General features: G+C 62.0%; 17 protein-coding genes. 5 read left to right on the top strand and 12 right to left on the bottom strand.

The genetic code is table 11. From position 1 onward, the window contains the following. Positions 1–21: 21 nt before the first annotated feature. From J5Y06_RS15245 to J5Y06_RS15230, 4 genes are read right to left on the bottom strand one after another with little or no spacing between them, the layout of a single operon-like run. The gene (locus J5Y06_RS15245) at positions 22–480 is read right to left on the bottom strand and encodes a YbhB/YbcL family Raf kinase inhibitor-like protein (protein WP_209336052.1); all 459 of its coding nucleotides are present in this window, start codon (positions 478–480) and stop codon (positions 22–24) included. Between the two features lie 31 nt (positions 481–511). Continuing rightward, positions 512–1,102 carry an amino acid synthesis family protein gene (locus tag J5Y06_RS15240; protein ID WP_209336051.1) on the bottom strand — a complete coding sequence of 197 codons (591 nt, stop codon included), beginning with the start codon at positions 1,100–1,102 and terminating at the stop codon, positions 512–514. A 54-nt stretch (positions 1,103–1,156) separates the two neighbouring features. Continuing rightward, positions 1,157–2,296 carry an FAD-dependent oxidoreductase gene (locus J5Y06_RS15235; protein ID WP_209336050.1) on the bottom strand — a complete coding sequence of 380 codons (1,140 nt, stop codon included), beginning with the start codon at positions 2,294–2,296 and terminating at the stop codon, positions 1,157–1,159. 17 nt (positions 2,297–2,313) lie between these two features. Continuing rightward, on the bottom strand, positions 2,314–3,141 hold the full coding sequence (locus J5Y06_RS15230) for an alpha/beta fold hydrolase (protein ID WP_342453436.1): 828 nt from the start codon (positions 3,139–3,141) through the stop codon (positions 2,314–2,316). 195 nt (positions 3,142–3,336) lie between these two features. Between J5Y06_RS15230 and J5Y06_RS15225 the strand changes: the two genes are divergently transcribed. Continuing rightward, positions 3,337–3,996, top strand: coding sequence for a GntR family transcriptional regulator (locus J5Y06_RS15225; protein ID WP_245247910.1), 660 nt, complete (start codon positions 3,337–3,339; stop codon positions 3,994–3,996). A 55-nt stretch (positions 3,997–4,051) separates the two neighbouring features. Further along, positions 4,052–5,626 (top strand): GMC family oxidoreductase, encoded by a 1,575-nt coding sequence (locus tag J5Y06_RS15220; RefSeq protein WP_209336048.1) that lies wholly within the window; start codon positions 4,052–4,054, stop codon positions 5,624–5,626. Positions 5,627–5,750: 124 nt separating this feature from the next. On the opposite strand, the gene greA is transcribed toward J5Y06_RS15220, so the two are convergent. The 4 genes from greA to J5Y06_RS15200 all read right to left on the bottom strand — a co-directional run bounded on the left by greA (position 5,751) and on the right by J5Y06_RS15200 (position 10,810). Further along, positions 5,751–6,233: a transcription elongation factor GreA gene (gene greA / locus J5Y06_RS15215; RefSeq protein WP_209336047.1), complete on the bottom strand. Its 483-nt coding sequence runs from the start codon at positions 6,231–6,233 to the stop codon at positions 5,751–5,753. Positions 6,234–6,344: 111 nt separating this feature from the next. Then, on the bottom strand, positions 6,345–7,211 hold the full coding sequence (locus tag J5Y06_RS15210; RefSeq protein WP_209336046.1) for an oxygenase MpaB family protein: 867 nt from the start codon (positions 7,209–7,211) through the stop codon (positions 6,345–6,347). Between the two features lie 25 nt (positions 7,212–7,236). Next, positions 7,237–9,555, bottom strand: coding sequence for an FdhF/YdeP family oxidoreductase (locus J5Y06_RS15205; protein WP_209336045.1), 2,319 nt, complete (start codon positions 9,553–9,555; stop codon positions 7,237–7,239). A gap of 184 nt (positions 9,556–9,739) precedes the next feature. After that, positions 9,740–10,810, bottom strand: a complete 1,071-nt coding sequence (locus J5Y06_RS15200) for an MBL fold metallo-hydrolase (RefSeq protein ID WP_209336044.1) — start codon at positions 10,808–10,810, stop codon at positions 9,740–9,742. A gap of 276 nt (positions 10,811–11,086) precedes the next feature. On the opposite strand from J5Y06_RS15200, the gene J5Y06_RS15195 reads away from it, so the two are divergent. The 3 genes from J5Y06_RS15195 to J5Y06_RS15185 all read left to right on the top strand — a co-directional run bounded on the left by J5Y06_RS15195 (position 11,087) and on the right by J5Y06_RS15185 (position 14,040). Then, the gene (locus J5Y06_RS15195) at positions 11,087–12,178 is read left to right on the top strand and encodes a TRAP transporter substrate-binding protein (RefSeq protein ID WP_209336043.1); all 1,092 of its coding nucleotides are present in this window, start codon (positions 11,087–11,089) and stop codon (positions 12,176–12,178) included. Positions 12,179–12,194: 16 nt separating this feature from the next. Beyond that, a complete protein-coding gene (locus J5Y06_RS15190; protein WP_385932436.1) occupies positions 12,195–13,079 on the top strand; it encodes a Rossmann-like and DUF2520 domain-containing protein in 885 nt (294 codons plus the stop codon). Positions 13,080–13,263: 184 nt separating this feature from the next. After that, on the top strand, positions 13,264–14,040 hold the full coding sequence (locus tag J5Y06_RS15185) for an SDR family oxidoreductase (RefSeq protein ID WP_209336041.1): 777 nt from the start codon (positions 13,264–13,266) through the stop codon (positions 14,038–14,040). A 284-nt stretch (positions 14,041–14,324) separates the two neighbouring features. Here the strand turns inward: J5Y06_RS15185 and J5Y06_RS15180 are convergent, their stop codons facing one another. Genes J5Y06_RS15180 through J5Y06_RS15165 form a run of 4 tightly spaced genes read right to left on the bottom strand, consistent with a single transcriptional unit; the run spans position 14,325 to position 19,621 of the window. Beyond that, on the bottom strand, positions 14,325–15,284 hold the full coding sequence (locus J5Y06_RS15180) for a sugar-binding transcriptional regulator (RefSeq protein ID WP_209336040.1): 960 nt from the start codon (positions 15,282–15,284) through the stop codon (positions 14,325–14,327). Between the two features lie 17 nt (positions 15,285–15,301). Beyond that, positions 15,302–16,027, bottom strand: a complete 726-nt coding sequence (locus J5Y06_RS15175) for an amidohydrolase family protein (protein ID WP_209336039.1) — start codon at positions 16,025–16,027, stop codon at positions 15,302–15,304. Between the two features lie 12 nt (positions 16,028–16,039). Beyond that, on the bottom strand, positions 16,040–17,029 hold the full coding sequence (locus tag J5Y06_RS15170; RefSeq protein WP_209336038.1) for an ABC transporter permease: 990 nt from the start codon (positions 17,027–17,029) through the stop codon (positions 16,040–16,042). A gap of 12 nt (positions 17,030–17,041) precedes the next feature. After that, positions 17,042–19,621 (bottom strand): ATP-binding cassette domain-containing protein, encoded by a 2,580-nt coding sequence (locus tag J5Y06_RS15165; protein WP_209336037.1) that lies wholly within the window; start codon positions 19,619–19,621, stop codon positions 17,042–17,044. Positions 19,622–19,688 lie beyond the last annotated feature (67 nt).

Here is a 19,688-nt window from a genome sequence, read left to right as displayed (position 1 = left end):
TGATCGCGAGCCCGGCAGATTTCACTTGTTCTCGTAGAGGCCGACGATCCGGTTCTGTTCGATGATGTTGTCTGCGTAGCGCTGGAGGAACTCTTCCCGCGTCGGCGTGCCTTCGACCTGCGTGTCGAGCGCGTAAACCCAGAAGTAGTAATGGTGCTTGCCGTGACCTGCGGGAGGCTGCGGCCCGTAATACTGCTTGTCGCCGCCGCCATTCGGCCCGACGCGGAACTTGTCCTGCGCGTCGGAGAGATCCGTGGTGGATGGATCGATGCCGTAAACGGTCCAATGCGTGAAGCCATTAGCCAGCGGAGCATCCGGATCATGGCAGATCACGGCGAGTTCCACCGCTTCGGCGGGCACGCCGCTCACGGTCAGCTTGGGAAGCACGTTGCCCTTGTCGCCGGCATGTTCATCGCGAAGCATGCCGAGCGGCTCGAAATCGGACGACGTGATCTTGAGGTCCTTGATGTTGAGGGGCATGAACTGGTCCTTTCCTTGGTTCTTGAGCGGCTCAACCGGCCGCGTGGAGGTCTGCCACGGTCTTGCCGCCGACCCGCTGGTGCACGCGTCCACCCGTTGCCACGGCAACGCAGATCAGGATTTCGTCCGGCCGTGGACCATCCGGCACGCAGAACGTGACAGCGTCATAGTGTGAGCGGATGTAGAGTTCGTCCTTGTGGGCGAGCGGGATGTCGATCGAGGTTCCCGCCGCCGCCACCTTGCTGGCCGACGAGATCCAGGCTTCGCCGCCTCCAACCTGTTCGCGCAAAGGGTCGCCGAACACGGTGGTGACGCAGGCAACAACATGCTCCTGTTCTCCGTTGATCCCGGCGATGCCCCCTTTGCCGTAGCTTTGAACCGGGCGTCCGCCCAGAAGCGCAACAGCGCGTTCGCCAAGCGCATGACCGATGCCGGCACTGTTTTTCGTCAGCGGCGACAGGTCTGCCACATATTGGCCGGCGAACGGGTTGCGGATGATCACGCCGACAGCAGCCTTCACAAGCGGCTCGCCTGCCTCGCCGCCATCATGTCGGATCTCCTGAACGCTGGAATACCAGCCTCGGACCTCATAATCCTGTTCGACCTGCTTCGAGTAGCTCATGTCATCTCCGGACGGGAAAGAACTGCCAGGCGTTTGGACACGCTGACATCGGGTTTACTGCGGCCACGAATACACGCCCTTGATCGGATCATATCGCGCCGCTTCGAGCGCTTCCGGCGTGAACATGTTGCCTTTCGACAAGGAGCGGTTCGCCGCATAATCAGCCGAAATCTGCTGGGTCCGGTCGGTGATCGGCCGGATGCGCGTTTCCCAGGCAACGAGGGCGTCTTCCACGGAGCCGTGCGCTTCCACATCCTGCGACAAGCTGAAGGCGTTCACCATCGCGCAACCAGCGCCCTGCGCGAGCGCTGGACACATGGCATGAGCGGCGTCGCCTACAAGCGCGACCTTGCCTCGGGTCCAGCTGTCGAGCTTCGTTGTTTCGTAGCGGTCGTAGCGCGCGGACTGCAGTTTGGCCGCTTCAACAAGGCACGGCTCGAGGAAGGGAAACATCTCAACCCAGACTTCCAGATCGAGCGGAACGCGCGAGCCGCGCGGATCGTCGGACGGAGCCATCAGCCCGAGATACAGTTCCTCGTCGTTGCAGGGTGAATAAAGAATTCGCTGCACGCGCGGCCAATGGTTCCACATGTCGATGGTGTTGTCCCACTCACCATAACCGAGTTCGGCTTTCTTGCGTGGAACGATAAGACGGATGATGCCATCCTTGGAGCCCCAGCGCTCCTGCTTGAAGCCGATGGAGTCGCGCACCTTGGAGCTCACGCCATCCGCTCCGACGATGAGGTCGGCCTCGATCACCTCGCCGGTTTGCAGCGTCAGTTGACCGGACGGATCTGCCGCAACGGCTTCCGAGTTGACGCGGATATCAACGCCAACTGCCTTGGCGCGAGCCACAAGCGCATTGTGCAGGTGGCTGCGCGTCATGATGCGCCAGGGCAGACCGTTGAAGGTTTCCTTGGACACGGACTTGTTGTGCATCCAGGTTTCATAGGCTGGTGGCGTGTGCGTACCCTGCAGCACCTCGTTCAAGCTATCCAGAGCTTCGAGGACGCGCAGGCCATTATGCCAAAGATAGATGCCGGCGCCGAAAGCCCGCAGCTCACCGCTCCGTTCATGCAGCCGGACATCCCAGCCATTTTGCCGAAGCGCAATTGCTGCCGTCAGACCGGCAAAGCCCGCGCCGGCAACTTCGGCGCGGCGCGTTTTGGAGGGGCTGTTGTTGATGTTCGCCATTCTGATGTTCCTGCGCGTCAAGCGTCGATAAAGTTGCGGATCGCCTTGATCGTGATCTCCGGCGAAACCTCATTGACGTAGTGGTCGGCACCCGGAACCACGACAACCGGAAGGTCGGGTCTGAGGGCGCTCGTTTTCTGGAGGGCCGCAGCCGAAACCAGCTTGCTGTCTCCGCCTCGCACGATCAGCACTGGTCGCGTCACATCGCGGAAGGCCGGAACGAGGTCGGCGCGCAGCCCTTCTGCGGTTTGAGCCATGGCGGTGGGCGAAGCCAGCGGGCGGAAGCCGCCCTCGACCGCCTGGTAGCCACTGGCAGCGCGAACCTTGATAGCCGGCGCGGGGATGTTCGGATAACGGTTGGCGAGATAGGCTTCCACGGCCTGAAGGTGGCCGAACAGCTGGTCGCCGGCATTCACGCGTGACGCCAAGGCATCAAACACCTCGGTTTCGATAAACGGCGTGAAATCGATGCCAACCACCGAGCGCACCAGATCTGGGTTTGTTGCTGCCGCGGTGACGGAGTTTCGGCAGCCAAGCGAATGGCCAACAAGAATGGCCGGGCCGCGATCCAGCGTTTGAATCAGGCTGAGGATGTCATCCGCGAAGTCTTTTGCGTCGTAGCCGCTTTCCGGCTTGTCGCTCAGGCCATGGCCGCGCTGATCAACGGCAATCGTTGTGAAGCGATCACAGAAGGCGTCCATCAAGGGTGCGAACACCGCGGAATTCGCCGTGATGCCGTGGAAGAACAGCATCAGCGGTCCCTCGCCCGCTTCGCGCACATTGAGCACGATGCGACCCGTGTCGATCTTCCTCGCGCTAAGACGGTTGTATGGCAAATCTGCCACGATGTTCAGTTCCCGTTATTTCTTTTGTTGGTGACAAAGGGATCATGAAGCCGGCCACTCGTCAACAGGATTGTCAGACATTCTTTCAATCTTGACGAATGACAATGCAGCTGCTCTGTGTGTCATTCGAGCCAGTGTGGCTGGTGACGCGCATGATCGTGCTTGGAGGCTGAGGCGTAACGAATGCCGCCTGAAATGAACCTAAGGATTGCGCCACGCTCGGTCCAGCAGGAAACGGTCGACAAGTTGCGACAGGCCATCTTCTCGGGTCTGTTTCAGCCCGGTAGCCGACTGGTGGAAAGCCAGCTTTGTGCGCAGCTCGGTGTCAGCCGCCCTTCCCTTCGTGAAGCGCTTCGCAGCCTTCACGCGGAGCGGCTGATCGAGATGGTCCCCAACCGCGGGCCATCCGTCCCGGCCCTGTCTTGGGAAGAAGCCACCGCCATCTATGAGGTTCGTGAGCTGCTGGAGGTCGAGGCCGCCGGCCGCTGCGCTTCCGCCATTTCCAAAGAGCGTCTGGTCGACCTCAAGAACTCGCTGACCGCGTTCGAAGAGGCCACTTCAAGCAAGGACAACCTTGCGCAGGTCATGACAGCTGCGGAGTTCTACTCGATCATCCTCGTAAATTGCGGCAACCCCATTCTCGAAGAAGTTCATCGAGGCCTCCTTGCCCGGATCAGCTTCTTCCGCGGACGCTCGATGTCTTTGGAGGGCCGTGCCCAGAGCAGCCTGGCGGAGATGAAGGACATCTACGAAGCCATCGCCGAAGGAAACGTCAAGGAAGCGCGCAAGGCCGCACAGCGCCACCTGGTGAAGGCCAAGGCAGCAGCCCAGCTGTCGATGACCGGCAAGGACTGACGCGAGCCTCAACCGTCACAATGGTTCGGCGGGCACATCAGACATGGAGTGGGCGATGAGGGTTGCCGAAGGCGCGCAAACGATGTGGGCGGATGTGGTGATCGTCGGAGGCGGTTCCGCGGGCTCTCTTCTTGCAGCCAGGTTGAGCGAAGATCCCAGCCGCCGCGTCATCTTGATTGAGGCTGGGGAGGAGCCGAAGGACCCGGACATCTGGAATCCCGCCGCCTGGCCGAAGCTCCATGGCCGGAGCTTCGATCGCGATTATCGCACCGAGCCGCAGTCAGGCACGGCTGGCCGCGTTCATCACTGGGCGCGCGGCAAGGTGGTTGGCGGATCGAGCTGCCTGCACGCGATGGGCTACATGCGAGGGCATCCGCTCGACTATGAAGCTTGGGCAGACGCGACCGGGGATCGGCGCTGGAGTTGGGAAAGCCTGCTTCCAGCCTTCCAGGCAATCGAGGATCATCCCCTTGGGGGCGATGGGGTGCACGGCAAGGGCGGACCTATGCCGGTTTACCTGCCGTCTGAAGAGATCAACCCCGTGACGCGCGCCTTTCTCGAGGCGGGTGCCGCGCTCGGCCTGCCGCGGCTTTCCGGCCACAACAGTGGCGAGATGGTTGGCGCTACGCCGAACTCCCTCAACATACGTGAAGGGCGCCGCGTCACGGTTGCGGACGCGTGGCTGACGCATGCGGTCCGCGCTCGGGAGAACCTCACCATCCTGACCAACCATCAGGTCAGCAAAATCAACTATGCAGGCAACCAGGCAAGCAGCGTTCAGCTCATCGGCCCGGATGGAGCGGCGGACTACGAGGCCGAGCGCATCGTGTTGTGTGCCGGGGCGCTTGAAAGCCCGGCGCTGCTCATGCGCTCCGGCATTGGTCCCGAGGCGGTCTTGCAATCCGCAGGCGTGCGATGCCTCATCAACGTTCCGGAAGTCGGCCGAAACCTTCAGGACCATCTTCTGGGCGCTGGTAATCTTTACGCTTCCCGCAAGCCCGTGCCACCATCGCGACTCCAGCATTCGGAGTCCATGGCCTATCTGAAGGCCGATGGATTCGAAGCGTCCGGCCAACCCGACATCGTTGTTGGCTGCGGTGTCGCGCCGATCGTGTCGGAGCGCTTCCAGGCGCCAGCCGCAGGTACCGCCTATTCACTTCTGTTTGGGGTCACGCATCCCACCAGCAGGGGCGCGCTGCGCATCACCGGCCCTGACCTCGGCGACCCGCTGATCATCGACCCGGCCTATTTACAAACGGAGCGTGACCGGCAGCTGTTTCGTGTGGCGCTCGACGCAGCTCGGACTTTGGGCAACCATCCGATGCTGGGAGACTGGCGGGAACGCGAACTTCTTCCTGGTCCGGTGTGGAGCCGCGAGGAGATCGATGCGTTTGTTGCAGAGGCGGTGATTACCCATCACCATCCGTGCGGCACCTGCCGAATGGGCAAGGATGCGGGTGCCGTCGTCGACCCGTCTTTGCGGCTGAAAGGCCTGGACAACGTCTTTGTTGTCGATGCATCCGTCATGCCGACGCTGACGGCCGGACCGATCCATGCTGCCGTGCTGGCCATCGCCGAAAGCTTTGCCCGCTCCGTTCTTGCCGAAGCGCCTGAACCCGCCCAGGCCTGACCCTACACGGTGGCAGTGAGGTAAGATCCAGAGGCCGTTTCGTGTATCTTCGATGGCGTGGCCACCGGGTCCGGCTGGCGCCGTCAGTTGTTGTTGTCCGCTGGACTTCAAAGAAGACGCACAATCAGGCGATCGAGGTGATCTCGATCTCCTGGCCTCCGAGCCGGACCACGTCCCCGACGCCCTTGCCCATGAGCGCGAGCGTCAGCGGAGATCCGTGCGAGATGGTGCCTTCAGACGGATTCGCTTCGTCTTCACCGACGATGCGGAAGGTTTGGACGCGTCCGTCGGCACGCTCAACCGTCACGGTATGGGCGAATGCCACAACATCCGTCGTTGCCGGAGCGGCGGTGAGTTGCGCCGTGCGCACACGCTCGGCGAAATAGCGCACGTCCCGAAGCGGCACGGCGGATTGACGCCGCTTCTCGTTGACGTCTTCCAGCCGGTTGGCCGCATCGAGCGCCTGTTGAGCGCGGGCAAGCTCATCCCGGAGCATCGCCAGACCGGCTTCCGTCACCAGGTTGATCCGGCCAGAAATCGGGCGTGGCGGCAGAACGGTTTCCGACGCAGCCTCAGCGCTTTCTTCCTTGACGAATGCGACGCTCACTCTGACGATCCTTCGCTGAACCTTCCAACCTGCGGAACGAAGCAGCGGGGTTCAACCACCCTGTCCCTCGTCACCCTACCGCCGCTTTGCCGAAAGGGGAAACGCCCCGCTTCAGACTGCATCCTGCATCCGCCGGCGGGCTCGCGTGGCCGGAGTGTCCCGAAGGGCTGGCCGCATCACGGCCCGGATCCCGTGTGCGCCCGCGCGCGCAAGCTCGCGACGGACGCGTGACAAGCCGAACCCGTGCATCTTTGCCGCCCAGAGCGGCAGAAGATCCACCGCCGCATCCATGGCAACGTCGCGAAACGGCCGCAGGAGAAGCGATGGCGCTGGCTGCGAAAGCAGCACGGACGCGACTTCGCGCGTGCGGTGGTCGCAGCGCAACTCCGGCTGCATGCGCAGCAGGTACTCCTCCACCGCGGCGCGCGTGAGCGGGATGCTTTCGGCGCCCAGCCTTCTTGCAAACAAGGCAACTTCCGCGAAATAGCGATCTTGATCGGCGCGCGAAAGATGAGGGTCGCAGTAGCGCAGATAGGCTTGGAGGAAGCTGTGGACCTCGGCCACGTGTACCCAGGTCAGGAGATGCGGATCGTTGGCCGAGTAGTGGGTTCCATCCGGCAAGGTGCCCTGGACCCGGTCGTGCACCTCCTTCACGCGGTGGAGCAGCTTCTCGGCCTGCTCCGTCGGCCCGTAGGTGGTGCCGGCGATATACTGCGCCGTTCTGTTGAGCCGGCCGATCATGTCATCGCGGAATCCGGAATGATCCCAAACACCCGCGAGAGCCTTCGGGTGAAGCATCTGAAGCAGCAGCGCCGTGATGCCGCCAACCATCATGGCCGTGAAGTCGCTATGGACCAGCCATGCGACCGAGTCGGGACCCAGCAGGCCCGGATCACCTTTCGGTTCATCCAGCCTGGGGTCGCTCGACCCGACGAGCTTGCGCACCTGTTGTTGTATGGTGGTCTGGACGAAGCTCATGCCGCAACCAAAAGTGCCGCGCCACTCAGTGCCGCTCGCCGGCCTCTTCTCCGCCGCTTGGCTTGATCCGCACAGGGACGGATTTCGCAGCGGGAGTGAGTGACTTCTCGTCGTGCAGCCAAATCGGCATCAGCGGGTTCATCTCGGGATAATAAGCGCCCAGGCATCCATCCGGCAGATCAAATGGCGTTACCTTCAAACCGGAAACTTCGCGGTGAACGCCATCGCCCGCGTCGCCGACCAGGGAAACCACCTGCCCTTCATGAAGCTGTGCGCGCTCCATCTCCTGCGGGTTGATCAGGAGCACGTCGCGCGTCCCTTCGATGCCACGCAGCCGGTCGCTGTAGCCGTAGATCGTGGTGTTGAACTGATCATTGGAGCGCATGGTGATCAGGCGATACCGCCCCGGCTCGTCGGTGAAGCCGCATGCGGTGAGCGTGTCCGGCGCAATGAACTCGGCCTTGCCGCTTTCCGTTTGCCAGATGCGTTCGCGCGCCGCATTCCCCTTGTAGAAGCCGCCTGGTTGCCAAAGCCGTGCGTTAAAGGCCTCGAACTTGTCGGGATAGGTCTCGGAGATCAGGTCGCGCACCAGTCCGTAGTCGCCGATCCACTCGTCCCACTTCACCTTCGGGTTGGGGGCCAATGTCGCCTTGGCGATGCCCGCAACGATCGCGGGTTCGGAGCGCAGATGCTGGCTAGCGGGGCTACGCCGGCCCAGGGATCCGTAGATATGGCTGAACGTGTCTTCCATGCTGACCGCCTGGGGTCCGGAAGCCTGCTTGTCTTCTTCCGTGCGGCCGAGACACGGAAGCAGATAAGCCGCCTTGCCGTTGATGAGGTGGCTGCGGTTCAGCTTCGTCGCAACCTGCACCGTCAGGTCCATCCGCTGCCAGGCTTCTTCCACCCGCACGCGCTCCGGCACGGCGCGCACGAAATTGCCGCCCAGCCCGATAAAGGCCTTCACCTCACCCGACAGAACTCCTTCGCAGGTTTCCACCGTGTTCATGCCCTTTTCACGCGGAGGCTCGAAGCCGAACTGTTCGGCGATCTTGTCGAGCGGCACGAGTTCCGGCTTTTCGGCGATGCCCACCGTCCGCTGCCCCTGCACGTTGGAATGACCCCGCACCGGCGAGATGCCCGTACCATCGCGACCGATGTTGCCTTTCAGAAGGAGCAGGTTCACGAGCGACGCAACATTTTCAAAGCCATGCGTGTGCTGGGTCAGGCCCATGCCGAACATGGCAATCACACGCTCCGATCTGACGTAGACCTGGGCCGCCTTTTGGATGTCCCTGCGCCCCAAACCGGACTCGGCCTCGATTTCCTCCCAGGACGTTCCCCGCACCTTGGCTTCGAAAGCCTCGAGGCCGCTCGTGTGGGTCTCGATAAACGACACGTCGAGAATGCGTTTCCCCTGCGCCTTGGCTGCATCGTCAGCATCGAACACGTGCTTGGCCAGACCAAGAAGCACCGCAATGTCGCCACCCGGGCGCACTTGGTGATACTGCGAGCTGATCTGTGTTTCCTTGCCGGTGAGCATCTCGAGCGGGCTTTGCGGGTTGGTGAACGCGATCAACCCCTTCTCCCTGACGGGATTGAAGGTGATGATCTCGACACCTCGCTTCGCCGCTTCCTGCAGCGGATGGAGCAGACGCGGGCTGTTGGAGCCCGGGTTCTGGCCGAAGAAGAAGATCAAGTCGCATTTCTGGAGATCGTCGAACACAACAGTTCCGACGCCAACGCCAATCACCTGCTTCAACGCCACCGACGTGGTCTCGTGGCACATGTTGGAGCTGTCGGGCAGGTTGTTGTGGCCGTAGAGCCTGGCAAACAGCGCGTAGAGATAGGAGGTTTCCAGGCTCGCGCGGCCCGAAGAATAGAAAACCACAGACTTCGGATCGAGCGCCTTCAGCTGCGATCCGATGGCGTTGAACGCCTCGTCCCATTCGCAGGGCACATAATGATCGGTGGCAGGGTCGTAGCGCATGGGATGGGTAAGGCGACCCTGCTGTTCAAGGTCGTAGTCTGTCCATCCCTTCAGCTCGGAGACGGTGTGCTTGGCGAAGAACTCCGGCGTGCAACGCGCCGTCGTCAATTCCCACAGCGTGGCCTTCGCGCCGTTCTCGCAAAATTCAAAGGGATGGTAGTTGGCCGGCTTCGCCCAGGAACAGGACACGCACATAAAGCCGTGCGGCTTGTTTTGGCGGTAAAGGGTTTCCGTGGCTCCGGGCGTACTCCATTCCTTGCCGAAAATGCGGGTCATGCCGCGCAGGGAACCCCAGCCTCCAGAAGGACCATCGTAGTGGACCGTGTCTTCTTGGACCGTGTTTTCGCGTTCCGACATCGGCCGCTCCTTTTTATCTGGCAGCACTCTCGTCAAAACGCATATGGACCAAGGTTGCTTGACGCCAACCGTGCTTTCCAAACAAAGACGTGAGCGCCCGTCTTCCGCAGCGGGGAAGTCTGGGCCTGCCGATGAAGCTGGCGGCGGATTAATCCACCCTGTTCAGCGGTTGGCTTCTTCAACTTCAGGGCACGTCCCAAACGTCACCCGGCAGCATGGGCCTGAAGCGGTCGCGCGGCACTTCGGCGTCGGCCAGGGCCATGAACAGATCGTGCCGCGGCTGATCCACCGCTTCGTTTGTCAGCTGGATGCTGCCCCAATGGTGGCCAACAGCGCTCCTGGCTCCACAAAGCAGCATGCCCTGCACGGCTTCAGCCGGGTTCTGATGCTGGTACTGCATGAACCAGCGCGGTTCGTAGGCGCCGATCGGAAGGTGGGCGAGGCGAAAACCCTTCGGGTATTTTTCTGCGGCAGCACGATAGTTGATACCGCGATGAAAGCCGGTGTCTCCGACATGATAAATGCTGCCATGGCTGGTTTCGATCACGAAGGAAGCCCACAGCGCCATCCGCCGATCCCAAATGCCGCGCGCGGACCAATGATGCGCCGGTTCGCAGAGGATGGTGGCCGGTCCGACCTTCGTTGCGTCGCCCCAGTCCTGGGCTTGGACACGCATCTGCGGCACGGCCTCGTGGATGATCGCGTCGTTTCCAAGGGGCGTGACCACGAGAGGATCATGGCTCGCCTGGAGCCGCCGCAACGTGTCGATGTCGAGGTGGTCGTAATGATTGTGCGTGACGAGAACGAGATCGATCGGAGCTAGATCTTCGAAGGCAACTCCCGGCGCATTGATCCGCTTTGGGCCGCCGAACGACACAGGAGACGCGCGCTCCGAATAAAGCGGATCAGTCAGAATGTTCAAGCCGTCGACCTGGATCAGGAGCGTGGCATGTCCAATCATGGTGACGCGAAGCTTGGAGCCTGAAACGCGCGGCTCCGGCTTCGCCTTTACAACCGACGCCGGCCATTCGTCGGGCCATTCCCTGCGGCCGCCGCCGAACTGCCACCGCAGGAAATCCACCATGCCGGATGGCTCCGCGCCGTTTGGATTGAAGAAGTGCGTGCCATCGAAATGATCGCTGACAGGACCATCATAATAGCGGTTGATGCCGCGTGCTAAGGCACCGCCCGCGCCGATGATCCCAGTCAGCAAGGCTGCTCCAGCCAGGGTCTTCATGAAGGTACGACGGTTCATGGAAGGCCATCCTGTTTTCGAGCCTGGAACGGGTTCGGCAGACACCCCGCCCTTCCAGACACAGGCCGCCGCCAAACGCAATTGGACGGCCGATCCTGAACGTGATGTTGCCGCCTTCCAACAGCAATCCTCTTTGATCAGCCACAGCCTGCGGCCTGCGCACTGGCGAAGACGAGCATGCTCTGTTCTAAAGGAAAGGCGAGTCGACCCTTCGACGTCAGGCGCCGGTCTTATGCCGGAGTGTTCAGACCGCGAAGCATGACCTGGGAGGATGGTATGAAGCGTAGAAATTTCATCGGAGCCCTTGGGCTAGGAGCGGCAGCGTCGACGCTGGCGCGGCCGGCAATTGCCCAATCAAGCCCTGAGGTGAACTGGCGGCTGCAATCCAGCTACCCCACCTCGCTGAACACCATCTACGGTGCAGGCACGTCCTTCTCTAAGTTCGTTTCGGACGCGACGGACGGCAAGTTCAAGATCCAGGTGTTCGCCGCGGGTGAATTGATCCCCCCGCTCAGCATAGTGGACGGCGTGCAAAGCGGCACAGTCGAGATGGGACACACAGGCGCATATTTTTACATCGGCAAGGACCCTGCGTTCGCTTTCGGCACCTGCATCCCCTTCGGCCCCAACGCGCGCCAACAGAACGGCTGGTTCTATCAAGGTGGCGGCAACGACCTCTACAACGAGTTCTGCGCCACATATCAGATCCACCACCTGCCGATCGGCAATACCGGCACCCAGATGGGCGGCTGGTTCCGTAAGGAGATCAAGAGCGTCGAGGACATCCGCGGCATCAAGATGCGCATCGGCGGTCTTGCGGGCTCGGTGCTGCAGAAGCTTGGTCTGGTGCCGACGCAGATCGCGGCCGGCGACATCTATCCTTCTCTCGAACGCGGAACGATCGACGCGGCCGAATTCGTCGGCCCTTATGACGACCAAAGCCTCGGCCTGGCCAAGATCGCGCCCTACTACTACTTTCCCGGGTTCTGGGAAGGAGCGGCCAATATGAGCCTCTTCATCAATCTCAACAAATGGAACGAGTTGCCCGAGCGCTATCGCGCTGTGATGCAGCAGGCAGCTATGGCGGCCGGCGCGGAAATGACGGCGAAATACGACGCCCAGAACCCGATCGCCCTGCGCAAGCTCGTGGCAGAAGGGACGCAGTTGCGCGCCTTTCCGCCAGACGTACTGCAGCAGAGCTACGCAGCGGCGCGCGAGCTCTACACGGAACTCGGCGAAAAGAGCCCAGCATTCAAGAAGCTGCTTGATCATCAAACCGCTTTCCGCGACCAGACTTACCAATGGTGGCAGATCGCCGACTTCAGCTACGACACCCTGATGCTGCGGGCCAAACACGAGAACTGGTGATCATCCAGATGACAGCCTGCAAAGGCCGGGCGCGGGTGGCGGTTGTATGGCGCCGCGCCTGACGGTCAACCTGGTTGGCCCGGGCAAGGTCGGCCAGACCCTGGGCAGGTGCATCGCCGACGCGGCCTTGCACGACATACAGGACGTGTGCGGTCACGATCCCGGGCGTACGGCGGCGGCCACTGCCTTTATCGGCAGTGGCACGGCGGTGCCCTCCTTGGCAGCCATGCGGCCGGCAGACATCTGGTTGATCACCGTGCCGGATACGAGGATCGGCACCATCTCGGCTGAACTCCGGGACGTTCAGCAGCAGGGCGCCGCGGTCGCGGTTCATTGCAGCGGCTTTCTCCCGGCGAGCGAGATGCTCCCGTTGCGTGACCTCGGCTGGTCGCTGGTCAGCGCCCATCCGGTGCTGACATTCGCGGATCCGGCCTTGGCCGCAGCGCAGTTCCCCGGAACCCAATGCGGACTGGAAGGAGACTCGGCTGGGCTGAAGGTTGTCGCAGACCTGATGCAGGGCCTTGGCGCGCACACCTTCCCTGTCAGCACGGAGGGCAAGCCACTTTACCATGCGGCCGCAGTGATCTCGAGCAACTTTGCGGTTGTGCTTCAGGCACTTGCGCGGGAAGCGTGGCAGCAGGCGGGGGTTCCCGACGATGTGGCAAAGGCGCTGAACAGGTCCATGCTAGAAGCGGTGGTGGAGAACGTCACCGCGCTCGGCCCACAGGGCGCGTTGACAGGACCGGCGTCTCGCGGCGACTGGACGGTCGTCACCCGCCAGCACGTGGCTGTGAGCGAATGGCATCCCCAAGCCGGCGAGGTTTACCAGGCGCTGAGCTTCATGGCGCGACGGTTGAAGCGGAGCGGCTCTACCTTACGCCCGGTCGATGAGGAGAGCTGATTTGCCCAGGCTAGATCGGCTGGCATCGATCGAGGACTTCCGGCAGATGGCGCGGCGTCTTCGTCTTTCTTGGGGCCGGAGGCGGCGTGGCTCCTAAGTTGGGGCGCTTCTCGGTTCGATAAACGGCACTCACAGTCCAGCGCCGCGGTCCCCAGGCCCGGCTAACCCGCAGCAGGAGGACACCATGGATCTCGGCCTAAAAGGAAAGGTCGTGCTTGTCACGGGCGGCACGAAGGGGATCGGCTTCGCCTGCGCCCAAGCTTTCCTGCAGGAGGGCGCCCGGGTCGCCGTTGTTTCCCGCTCAAAGGAGAATGTCGAACGAGCGGTGAGCGCGTTGCCAGGCGTGTATGCCCTTGCGGCGGACCTCGTGGATGAGCAGGAGGCTCGCGATGCGATCGAGCAGGTAGAACAGCATCTCGGTTCGATCGATGTTCTTGTGAACAGCGCCGGTGCCGCCAAGCGCACGGCGCCTGACAACCTGACGCCGGCGGCCTACCGGGCTGCCATGGACGCAAAGTTCTTTTCCTACATCAATGCCATTGACCCGGTGGTGAAGCGCATGGCTGCGCGCGGGCATGGCGTTGTGGTGAATGTGATCGGCAATGGCGGTAAAGTCGCGTCGCCCATCCATGTTGCCGGCGGTGCTGCCAACGCAGCCCTGATGCTGGTGACCACCGGCCTCGCCCATGCCTATGCCAGCCAGGGCGTCCGCATCGCGGCAATCAATCCGGGTCTCACCGAAACGGAACGGGTCGCGGAAGGCTTGGAGGCGGATGCGCAGCTCGCATCCATTTCGCCTAGCGAAGCGCGAACGCGCAGCATCGCCCGCATTCCGCTCGGGCGCATGGCCGAGCCGGAGGAGATCGCCAACGCGGTTCTATTCTTGGCGTCCGAAAAAGCGAGCTACATCACCGGCGTGTCGATCAGCATGGATGGTGCGGCGACGCCGATGGTCGTCTGATTCACCCTACCGGCGGTCATCCCGAAGCTCGGAACGCGGCCTTCCAATCTGGCGCATCGAAGCTTGATACCCGTTGAAGCCGCGGCTCTTCGTCTAAGACATCTCGGCGCGGTTCGCGCCCGGCCTGCACCCGTAGCTCAGTTGGAGAGAGCGCTGCCCTCCGAAGTCCTCGTTTTGGGCCTCGATCAGGACGTGGATTCTGGCGAAATCGATAGCTTAGCTAACAAGCAAACAGTGCGCTGTTTTGGCACGAGATTGCCGCTCCGGCGCATGCAGAAAGGAGATCAGACGGCCAAGACCGACTTCGCTGTATTCTCGTCGGTAATCAGCGCATTTGCGATCTTGCCTGTCAGCGCCGCATGGATGGCCGGCACCCTGATCTGACCAGAACTGACCAACAGAGTCGCCTGTTTGCTGTTCGGTGCGCGAAACAGCGAGGTCAGGCGCTCGAAATAGCTCACCTCGACAAATCGCCCGGACTTGTCGATCACGCCGCCTAGCACCTCGCCGACGGCTCCAGCGTCCATGGCCTCTGCGAGTTCGGGGTCGGTGATGAAGCCATCTGCATGGATGCCAGCTTGCCAACCGACATTGCCGCTACCCATGACGAGCAGGCTAGCTTCGTCAACGAGCCCACGGAGGGTCTTGTAGCCCAGCTGGGCCTGCAGAATGTCTCGCTCGGAAACCGTTGCAGCGACCAAGGGCATCGGAAGTGGATAGCTCTGCGCATTGATGCGCTCTGCTAGCTTTGTCACCACATCATGGCGGCTCGCCCGGCCATGGGGCGTTAAATTTCCCATAAGGGAGACGCAGCGATGCTGGGGCCGCTCTGCCGCACTCACACGCATAACAGTTTCACGCATCGCGGTGCCGTTCCCTACGGCGATTGTGACGGGCGATTTTTGCATCAGCACGTTGTCAAGGTAGTGTGCAGCCACCGTCGCCACGGCTGGGATGTCTTCGGTGTTGCCTGCTTCGTTTAGGGCGACTTCGCAGAACTGCAGCCCAAACTTTTCTTTGAGACGGTCGGCCAGCGCGATACATTCAGAGAGCGGATGCCTGACCTGGAAGCTGATCAGGTTTTCACTGAGAGCCAGCGCGATCAGGCGCTGCACGATCTGGCGCGAGATGCCGAGCTCCTGCGCAATGTCGTCCTGGCGCTTGCTCTTTACATAGTAGAGCCAGGCCGCGCGTGCCGCCTGATCGAGCCGCCTGTCGGCTTCACCTCGTTCTGAAATCGCCATGCGAGCCTGCGCCTTCGTCAGCCGGAAATGTTCAGGATCTTGGCAATGTTGCCGCCCACGATCGCGCGGTAGCCTTCGGCATCGTCCGTAGCGCGCTCCATCTTCTTGAACTCCCACTCATAGTCCACGAAGGGTGAGTCCGTGCCCCAGATGACCTTCTCGGGGCCAAGCGCCTTCACGGCCGTCTGGATTTCGAAGATCGGCGCGCGCGAGGTCTCGAGGTATAGGTTTGGACACTCCTGGGCATATTCGATTGCCTGATCGACCGACCAGAAGAAGCCCATATGGGCCATCAGCAGCACCACGTTCGGGAAGCGCTTTGCCATAATCCGGAACTCGGGTGGGCTGTTCAGCAGATCGCTCGCCCCGTGGACGATGACCGGAATGCCGTATTCATCGGCGATCTTGAAAAGCGGATCGACGAGGCCGGCGTCGGACAGGTGGAAGCCGTTGATGGTTGGGTGCAGCTTCAGGCCCTTGAAGCCCCAGTCGCGCACGCAGCGACGTACTTCCTCAGCAGCGTCAGGCTGCCAGGGATTGACCGCGCAGTAGGGGATCAAGCGGTCGGGAAACTGATCGTAGGCTTCCTTGATTGGATCGTTGGTGAAGTTGCCCTCGACGAAGGGGAACATCACAGCCTTGTCGACACCAACGGCGTCGATTTTGGCCACGAGGTCCGCCCCAGTCTGGCTGGCGCCATGGCGGGTGCCGAGATGGTTGTGCGCGTCGATGATGAGCGTCATGGGGATCCTCCGTCAGGTCTTTCGTTTCAGCGCGCCGATGGCCATGGCGAGCAAGATGAAGCCGCCGTTCAGCGCGTAGCGATAAGGGGCGCCGAGCCCAAGCAAGGTCAGGCCGTTGCTTAGGAAGCCGATGAACAGTGCGCCGACGAGCGTCCCGGTAATGCTCATCTCGCCCTGCCGCGAGGCGAGCGTGCCGAGATACGCGGCGGCAAAGGCATCGAGGAGGAAGGGCTCGGCGCCGCGCGGCATGGCGATGCCTGTGCGCGACACGAGCGCCACGCCGGCAAGTGCTGCGAGAACACCGGCGATGACAAAGCCTGAGCCAAACGTCATGCGAATGTCGATGCCGGCAAGGAAGGCTGCGCGCACATTGCTTCCAACCGCCTTGGCGTAACGGGCAAAGCGGGTGTAGCGCATGATTATGAAGACGATCAGGAAGACCACGATCGCCAGCACGATCAGCGCTGCGAACGGCCCAAAGTCACGCTGTCCAAGCCACAGGAAGTTGCGTGTGACGCCGCGCGGCAGCGTGAACAGGATCTGCGGCTCGGCGCCGTTGGTTGCCATCAACTCGCCGGAGCGGATGACGAACATCATGCCGAGCGTTCCAATAATGGCAGGAACGCCGACATAGGCCATCAGCGCAGCGTTCACGAGGCCGACCACGAGACCGAACAGCAACGGGATCGCAAAAGCCATCCAGACGGGATAGCCTGCAATGATGAGCATTGCGGCGATCAAGCCGGCGGCGTCGGCCGTTTGTGCGATCGACAGGTCGACGCCGCGCATCTTCATGACGATCGTCAAACCGAGCGCCATGATCATCACGATGGCGCTCTGGCGAAAAACGTTCTCGATATTCCCGGCCGTGAGAAACGCCGGCTTTAGATACCAGAAGATGCCCAGCACGACGATCATGCCGAGGATCGCACCGTAGTCCCGCAGGAAGCCGATCGCTGAAGCCGAGGACGCTTGGGACTTGGAGATGGAAGAATTCGACATCGCAGCGCTCCCTTAGAAGATCAGGACCTGGCCGATGCCACGCTTGTGGATCACGCCGAGTGCGATGGAAAGGATGAGGACCAGACCCTGGATCCCAGGCAGGGCCTGGCTAGAGATGCCGATCAAGATCAGACCGTTCGACAAAGATGCCAGAAAGAGTGCGGCAATGACCGTGCCGATGACGTTGAGTTCGCCAGCGCGGTTGAAGGTGCTTCCGAGGAAAGCCGCAGCCAAAGCACTGATGAGGAAGTCGATGCCCGTCGCCAACGCCGAGGCGCCGTAGGCGTAGGAGGCCAGGACAACGCCGGCCAAGCCGAGGACCAGACCGCCGATCATGAAGGACGCCGTCGCATAACGCGCGCGGCCGATACCCCGTAGTTCCGCGGCGACGAGGTTCTGACCAACTGCATACATCCGGAGGCCAAGCCGCGTGTGCTTCAGCACGAAATGCAGGACCCCCGTCGCTATCAACAACAGCATGAACACGAAAGGCACTGGCCCGACATAGCCCTGCCCAATGAAGAAGAAGCCGGGTTGGTTTGAGAGCGTGAGCGCCTGCCCGCCATTATAGAGAAGCGTTGCCCCCATCGCGACGAACATAGCTCCGAGAGTCGCAACGAAGGCGGGCATGCCGAAGACAAGCACCAAGGCGGCGTTGATCGCACCTGCCAGCAGCCCTACAAGCGCGCCAAGCCCGATAGCAGCGGCCGAGCCCATGCCGGCGATCATCGTTCCGGCCGCCAAGTTCGTGGTGAACTGGCTGACGGCTCCCGCCGACATGTCAAATCCGCCGGCAATCAGCACCACGGTCAGCCCTAGCGCGATGAAGGCTAGCACGCTGCCCTGCTTCAGCACGTCGAAGATGTTGTTGAGCGAGAGAAACTGTGGCGCCAGGATCGTGATTAGCGCCAGCACGACGACCATTCCGCCGATCGTGCCCCAGCGGGCCCAGACACTCGGCGGCGCAGCTTCAGCAGCAGAGGCAACGGCCGTTCCAGATGGCATCTGGCTATCGGCGTCGTCGGCCAGCGAAACCTTGGTGTCGGCATCGGGGTTTACCCCTTCGCCGGACCCCGATGCCCAGTAAAGTAGCGTTTCCGATGTCGCTTCGCCGGGCTGGAAGAGCTTGTTGATGCGGCCCTTGTGCATGACGGCGATCCTGTCGCTCATGCCGGCAATCTCTTCGAAGTCCGAGGAAATGAAGATGACGGCAGCGCCCCGGCGCGCCAGTTCCACCATCTGCTTGTAGATCTCGACCTTGGAACCGACATCGACACCCGTCGTCGGCTCGTCGAAGAGGAAGACTTCGGCATCGCCGGCAAGCCAGCGACCGATGACGATCTTCTGCTGGTTGCCGCCGGAAAGATTACGCGTCAGCTGATTGAGGTTCGGCGGCTGAATGCGCAGCCGTTCAACGAGCGAAGTCGCGGCTGCCCGCTCGCTGCGAAAGCGGATGATGCCGACCCGCGAAAACCGAGACAGCTCCGGCAAGGTCAGGTTCTCGCGCACCGTCATATCGGTGACGAGGCCCTCATGCCTTCGGTCTTCCGGGATCAGCGCGAAACCCTGTTGCTTGGCGGCGCGCGGGCTGGCTGGATTTGATTGCCTGCCACCAAGAGTGACGGTTCCAGCAGAGCGAGGCAAGGCGCCGATTAGCGATAGAGCGAGCTCGGTTCGACCCGCGCCCATGAGGCCAGCGATGCCGAAGATCTCGCCGCGCCGGACATCGAGATCGACGCCGCGCAGCATGTGACCTTGGACAAGCCCGCGGACCTCCAGAAGCGGCTCGCCAATTGGGATCGCCTCCTTTGGGTAGAGCTGCTCGATGTCGCGGCCAACCATCATCTGAACGATGCCGGCGCGCGACGTGTCGCCGACATCCATCGTGCCGACGAGTTTACCGTCCCGCAGGACGGTGACGCGGTCGACGAGGTCGAGCACCTCGTCGAGATAGTGCGAGATATAGATGATCGTCACACCGGCGTCGCGCAGGCCGCGCACGATGCCGAACAAGAGCTCGGCCTCGTTGTCGCTGAGCGACGCCGTGGGCTCGTCGAGGATTAGGATATGCGGCTTGCGGACGAGGGCTGCGGCAATCGCAGCCAGCTCGCGCTGCGCGACGCTCAGTTCGGCGACAAGCGTATCAGCGTCGAAGGTGGCGCCGACTTTCCTAAGAGCATCGGCTGTCTTCGCACGCATGGCTGTGAGGTCGAGAACGCCGCCAGCCCGCGTGATCTCGCGGCCGAGAAACACATTTCGGGTGACATCGAGTTGGGCCACCAACGGCTGGTCCTGATGGACGATCGCGATGCCGTTCGCTTCCGCGTCGCGGGGGTCGCGAAACTGGACCGGTCTTCCTTCCACGAGGATCTCGCCACGGTCAGCCTCATAGACGCCGGTGAGTACTTTCACGAGCGTCGACTTGCCGGCGCCGTTCTGGCCGAGGAATGCGTGAATCTCGCCAGGTCGAATGCTAAGCGAGACATCGCTCAGTGCAACCACGCCGGGAAATTCCTTGCCGATGTTGCGGCATTCCAGGACGGGGGCTGCGAACCGGGAGTCAGGACGCGCGGCTTCGATGGTGGTTGTCATCGGACACTTTCGGGAGGCAAGCTCAAGGAAGAGGTGGCGGCATTATCCGCCACCTTCATCGCGACGG

The sequence above is a fragment of the Tianweitania sediminis genome, from assembly GCF_017813335.1.
GTDB lineage: Bacteria > Pseudomonadota > Alphaproteobacteria > Rhizobiales > Rhizobiaceae > Tianweitania > Tianweitania sediminis.
Note: the sequence above shows the minus strand (reverse complement) of the source record. Positions and strands in the feature narration are given on the sequence as shown.

Coding starts and splice junctions, on each gene's coding strand:
- J5Y06_RS15175 (WP_209336039.1), bottom strand. CDS start 16,027: ATGACGCTCATCATCGACGCGCACAACCATCTCGGCACCCGCCATGGC.
- J5Y06_RS15225 (WP_245247910.1), top strand. CDS start 3,337: ATGAACCTAAGGATTGCGCCACGCTCGGTCCAGCAGGAAACGGTCGAC.
- J5Y06_RS15165 (WP_209336037.1), bottom strand. CDS start 19,621: ATGACAACCACCATCGAAGCCGCGCGTCCTGACTCCCGGTTCGCAGCC.
- J5Y06_RS15180 (WP_209336040.1), bottom strand. CDS start 15,284: ATGGCGATTTCAGAACGAGGTGAAGCCGACAGGCGGCTCGATCAGGCG.
- J5Y06_RS15170 (WP_209336038.1), bottom strand. CDS start 17,029: ATGTCGAATTCTTCCATCTCCAAGTCCCAAGCGTCCTCGGCTTCAGCG.
- J5Y06_RS15205 (WP_209336045.1), bottom strand. CDS start 9,555: ATGTCGGAACGCGAAAACACGGTCCAAGAAGACACGGTCCACTACGAT.
- J5Y06_RS15240 (WP_209336051.1), bottom strand. CDS start 1,102: ATGAGCTACTCGAAGCAGGTCGAACAGGATTATGAGGTCCGAGGCTGG.
- J5Y06_RS15220 (WP_209336048.1), top strand. CDS start 4,052: ATGAGGGTTGCCGAAGGCGCGCAAACGATGTGGGCGGATGTGGTGATC.
- J5Y06_RS15195 (WP_209336043.1), top strand. CDS start 11,087: ATGAAGCGTAGAAATTTCATCGGAGCCCTTGGGCTAGGAGCGGCAGCG.
- J5Y06_RS15200 (WP_209336044.1), bottom strand. CDS start 10,810: ATGAACCGTCGTACCTTCATGAAGACCCTGGCTGGAGCAGCCTTGCTG.
- J5Y06_RS15185 (WP_209336041.1), top strand. CDS start 13,264: ATGGATCTCGGCCTAAAAGGAAAGGTCGTGCTTGTCACGGGCGGCACG.
- J5Y06_RS15210 (WP_209336046.1), bottom strand. CDS start 7,211: ATGAGCTTCGTCCAGACCACCATACAACAACAGGTGCGCAAGCTCGTC.
- J5Y06_RS15235 (WP_209336050.1), bottom strand. CDS start 2,296: ATGGCGAACATCAACAACAGCCCCTCCAAAACGCGCCGCGCCGAAGTT.
- J5Y06_RS15245 (WP_209336052.1), bottom strand. CDS start 480: ATGCCCCTCAACATCAAGGACCTCAAGATCACGTCGTCCGATTTCGAG.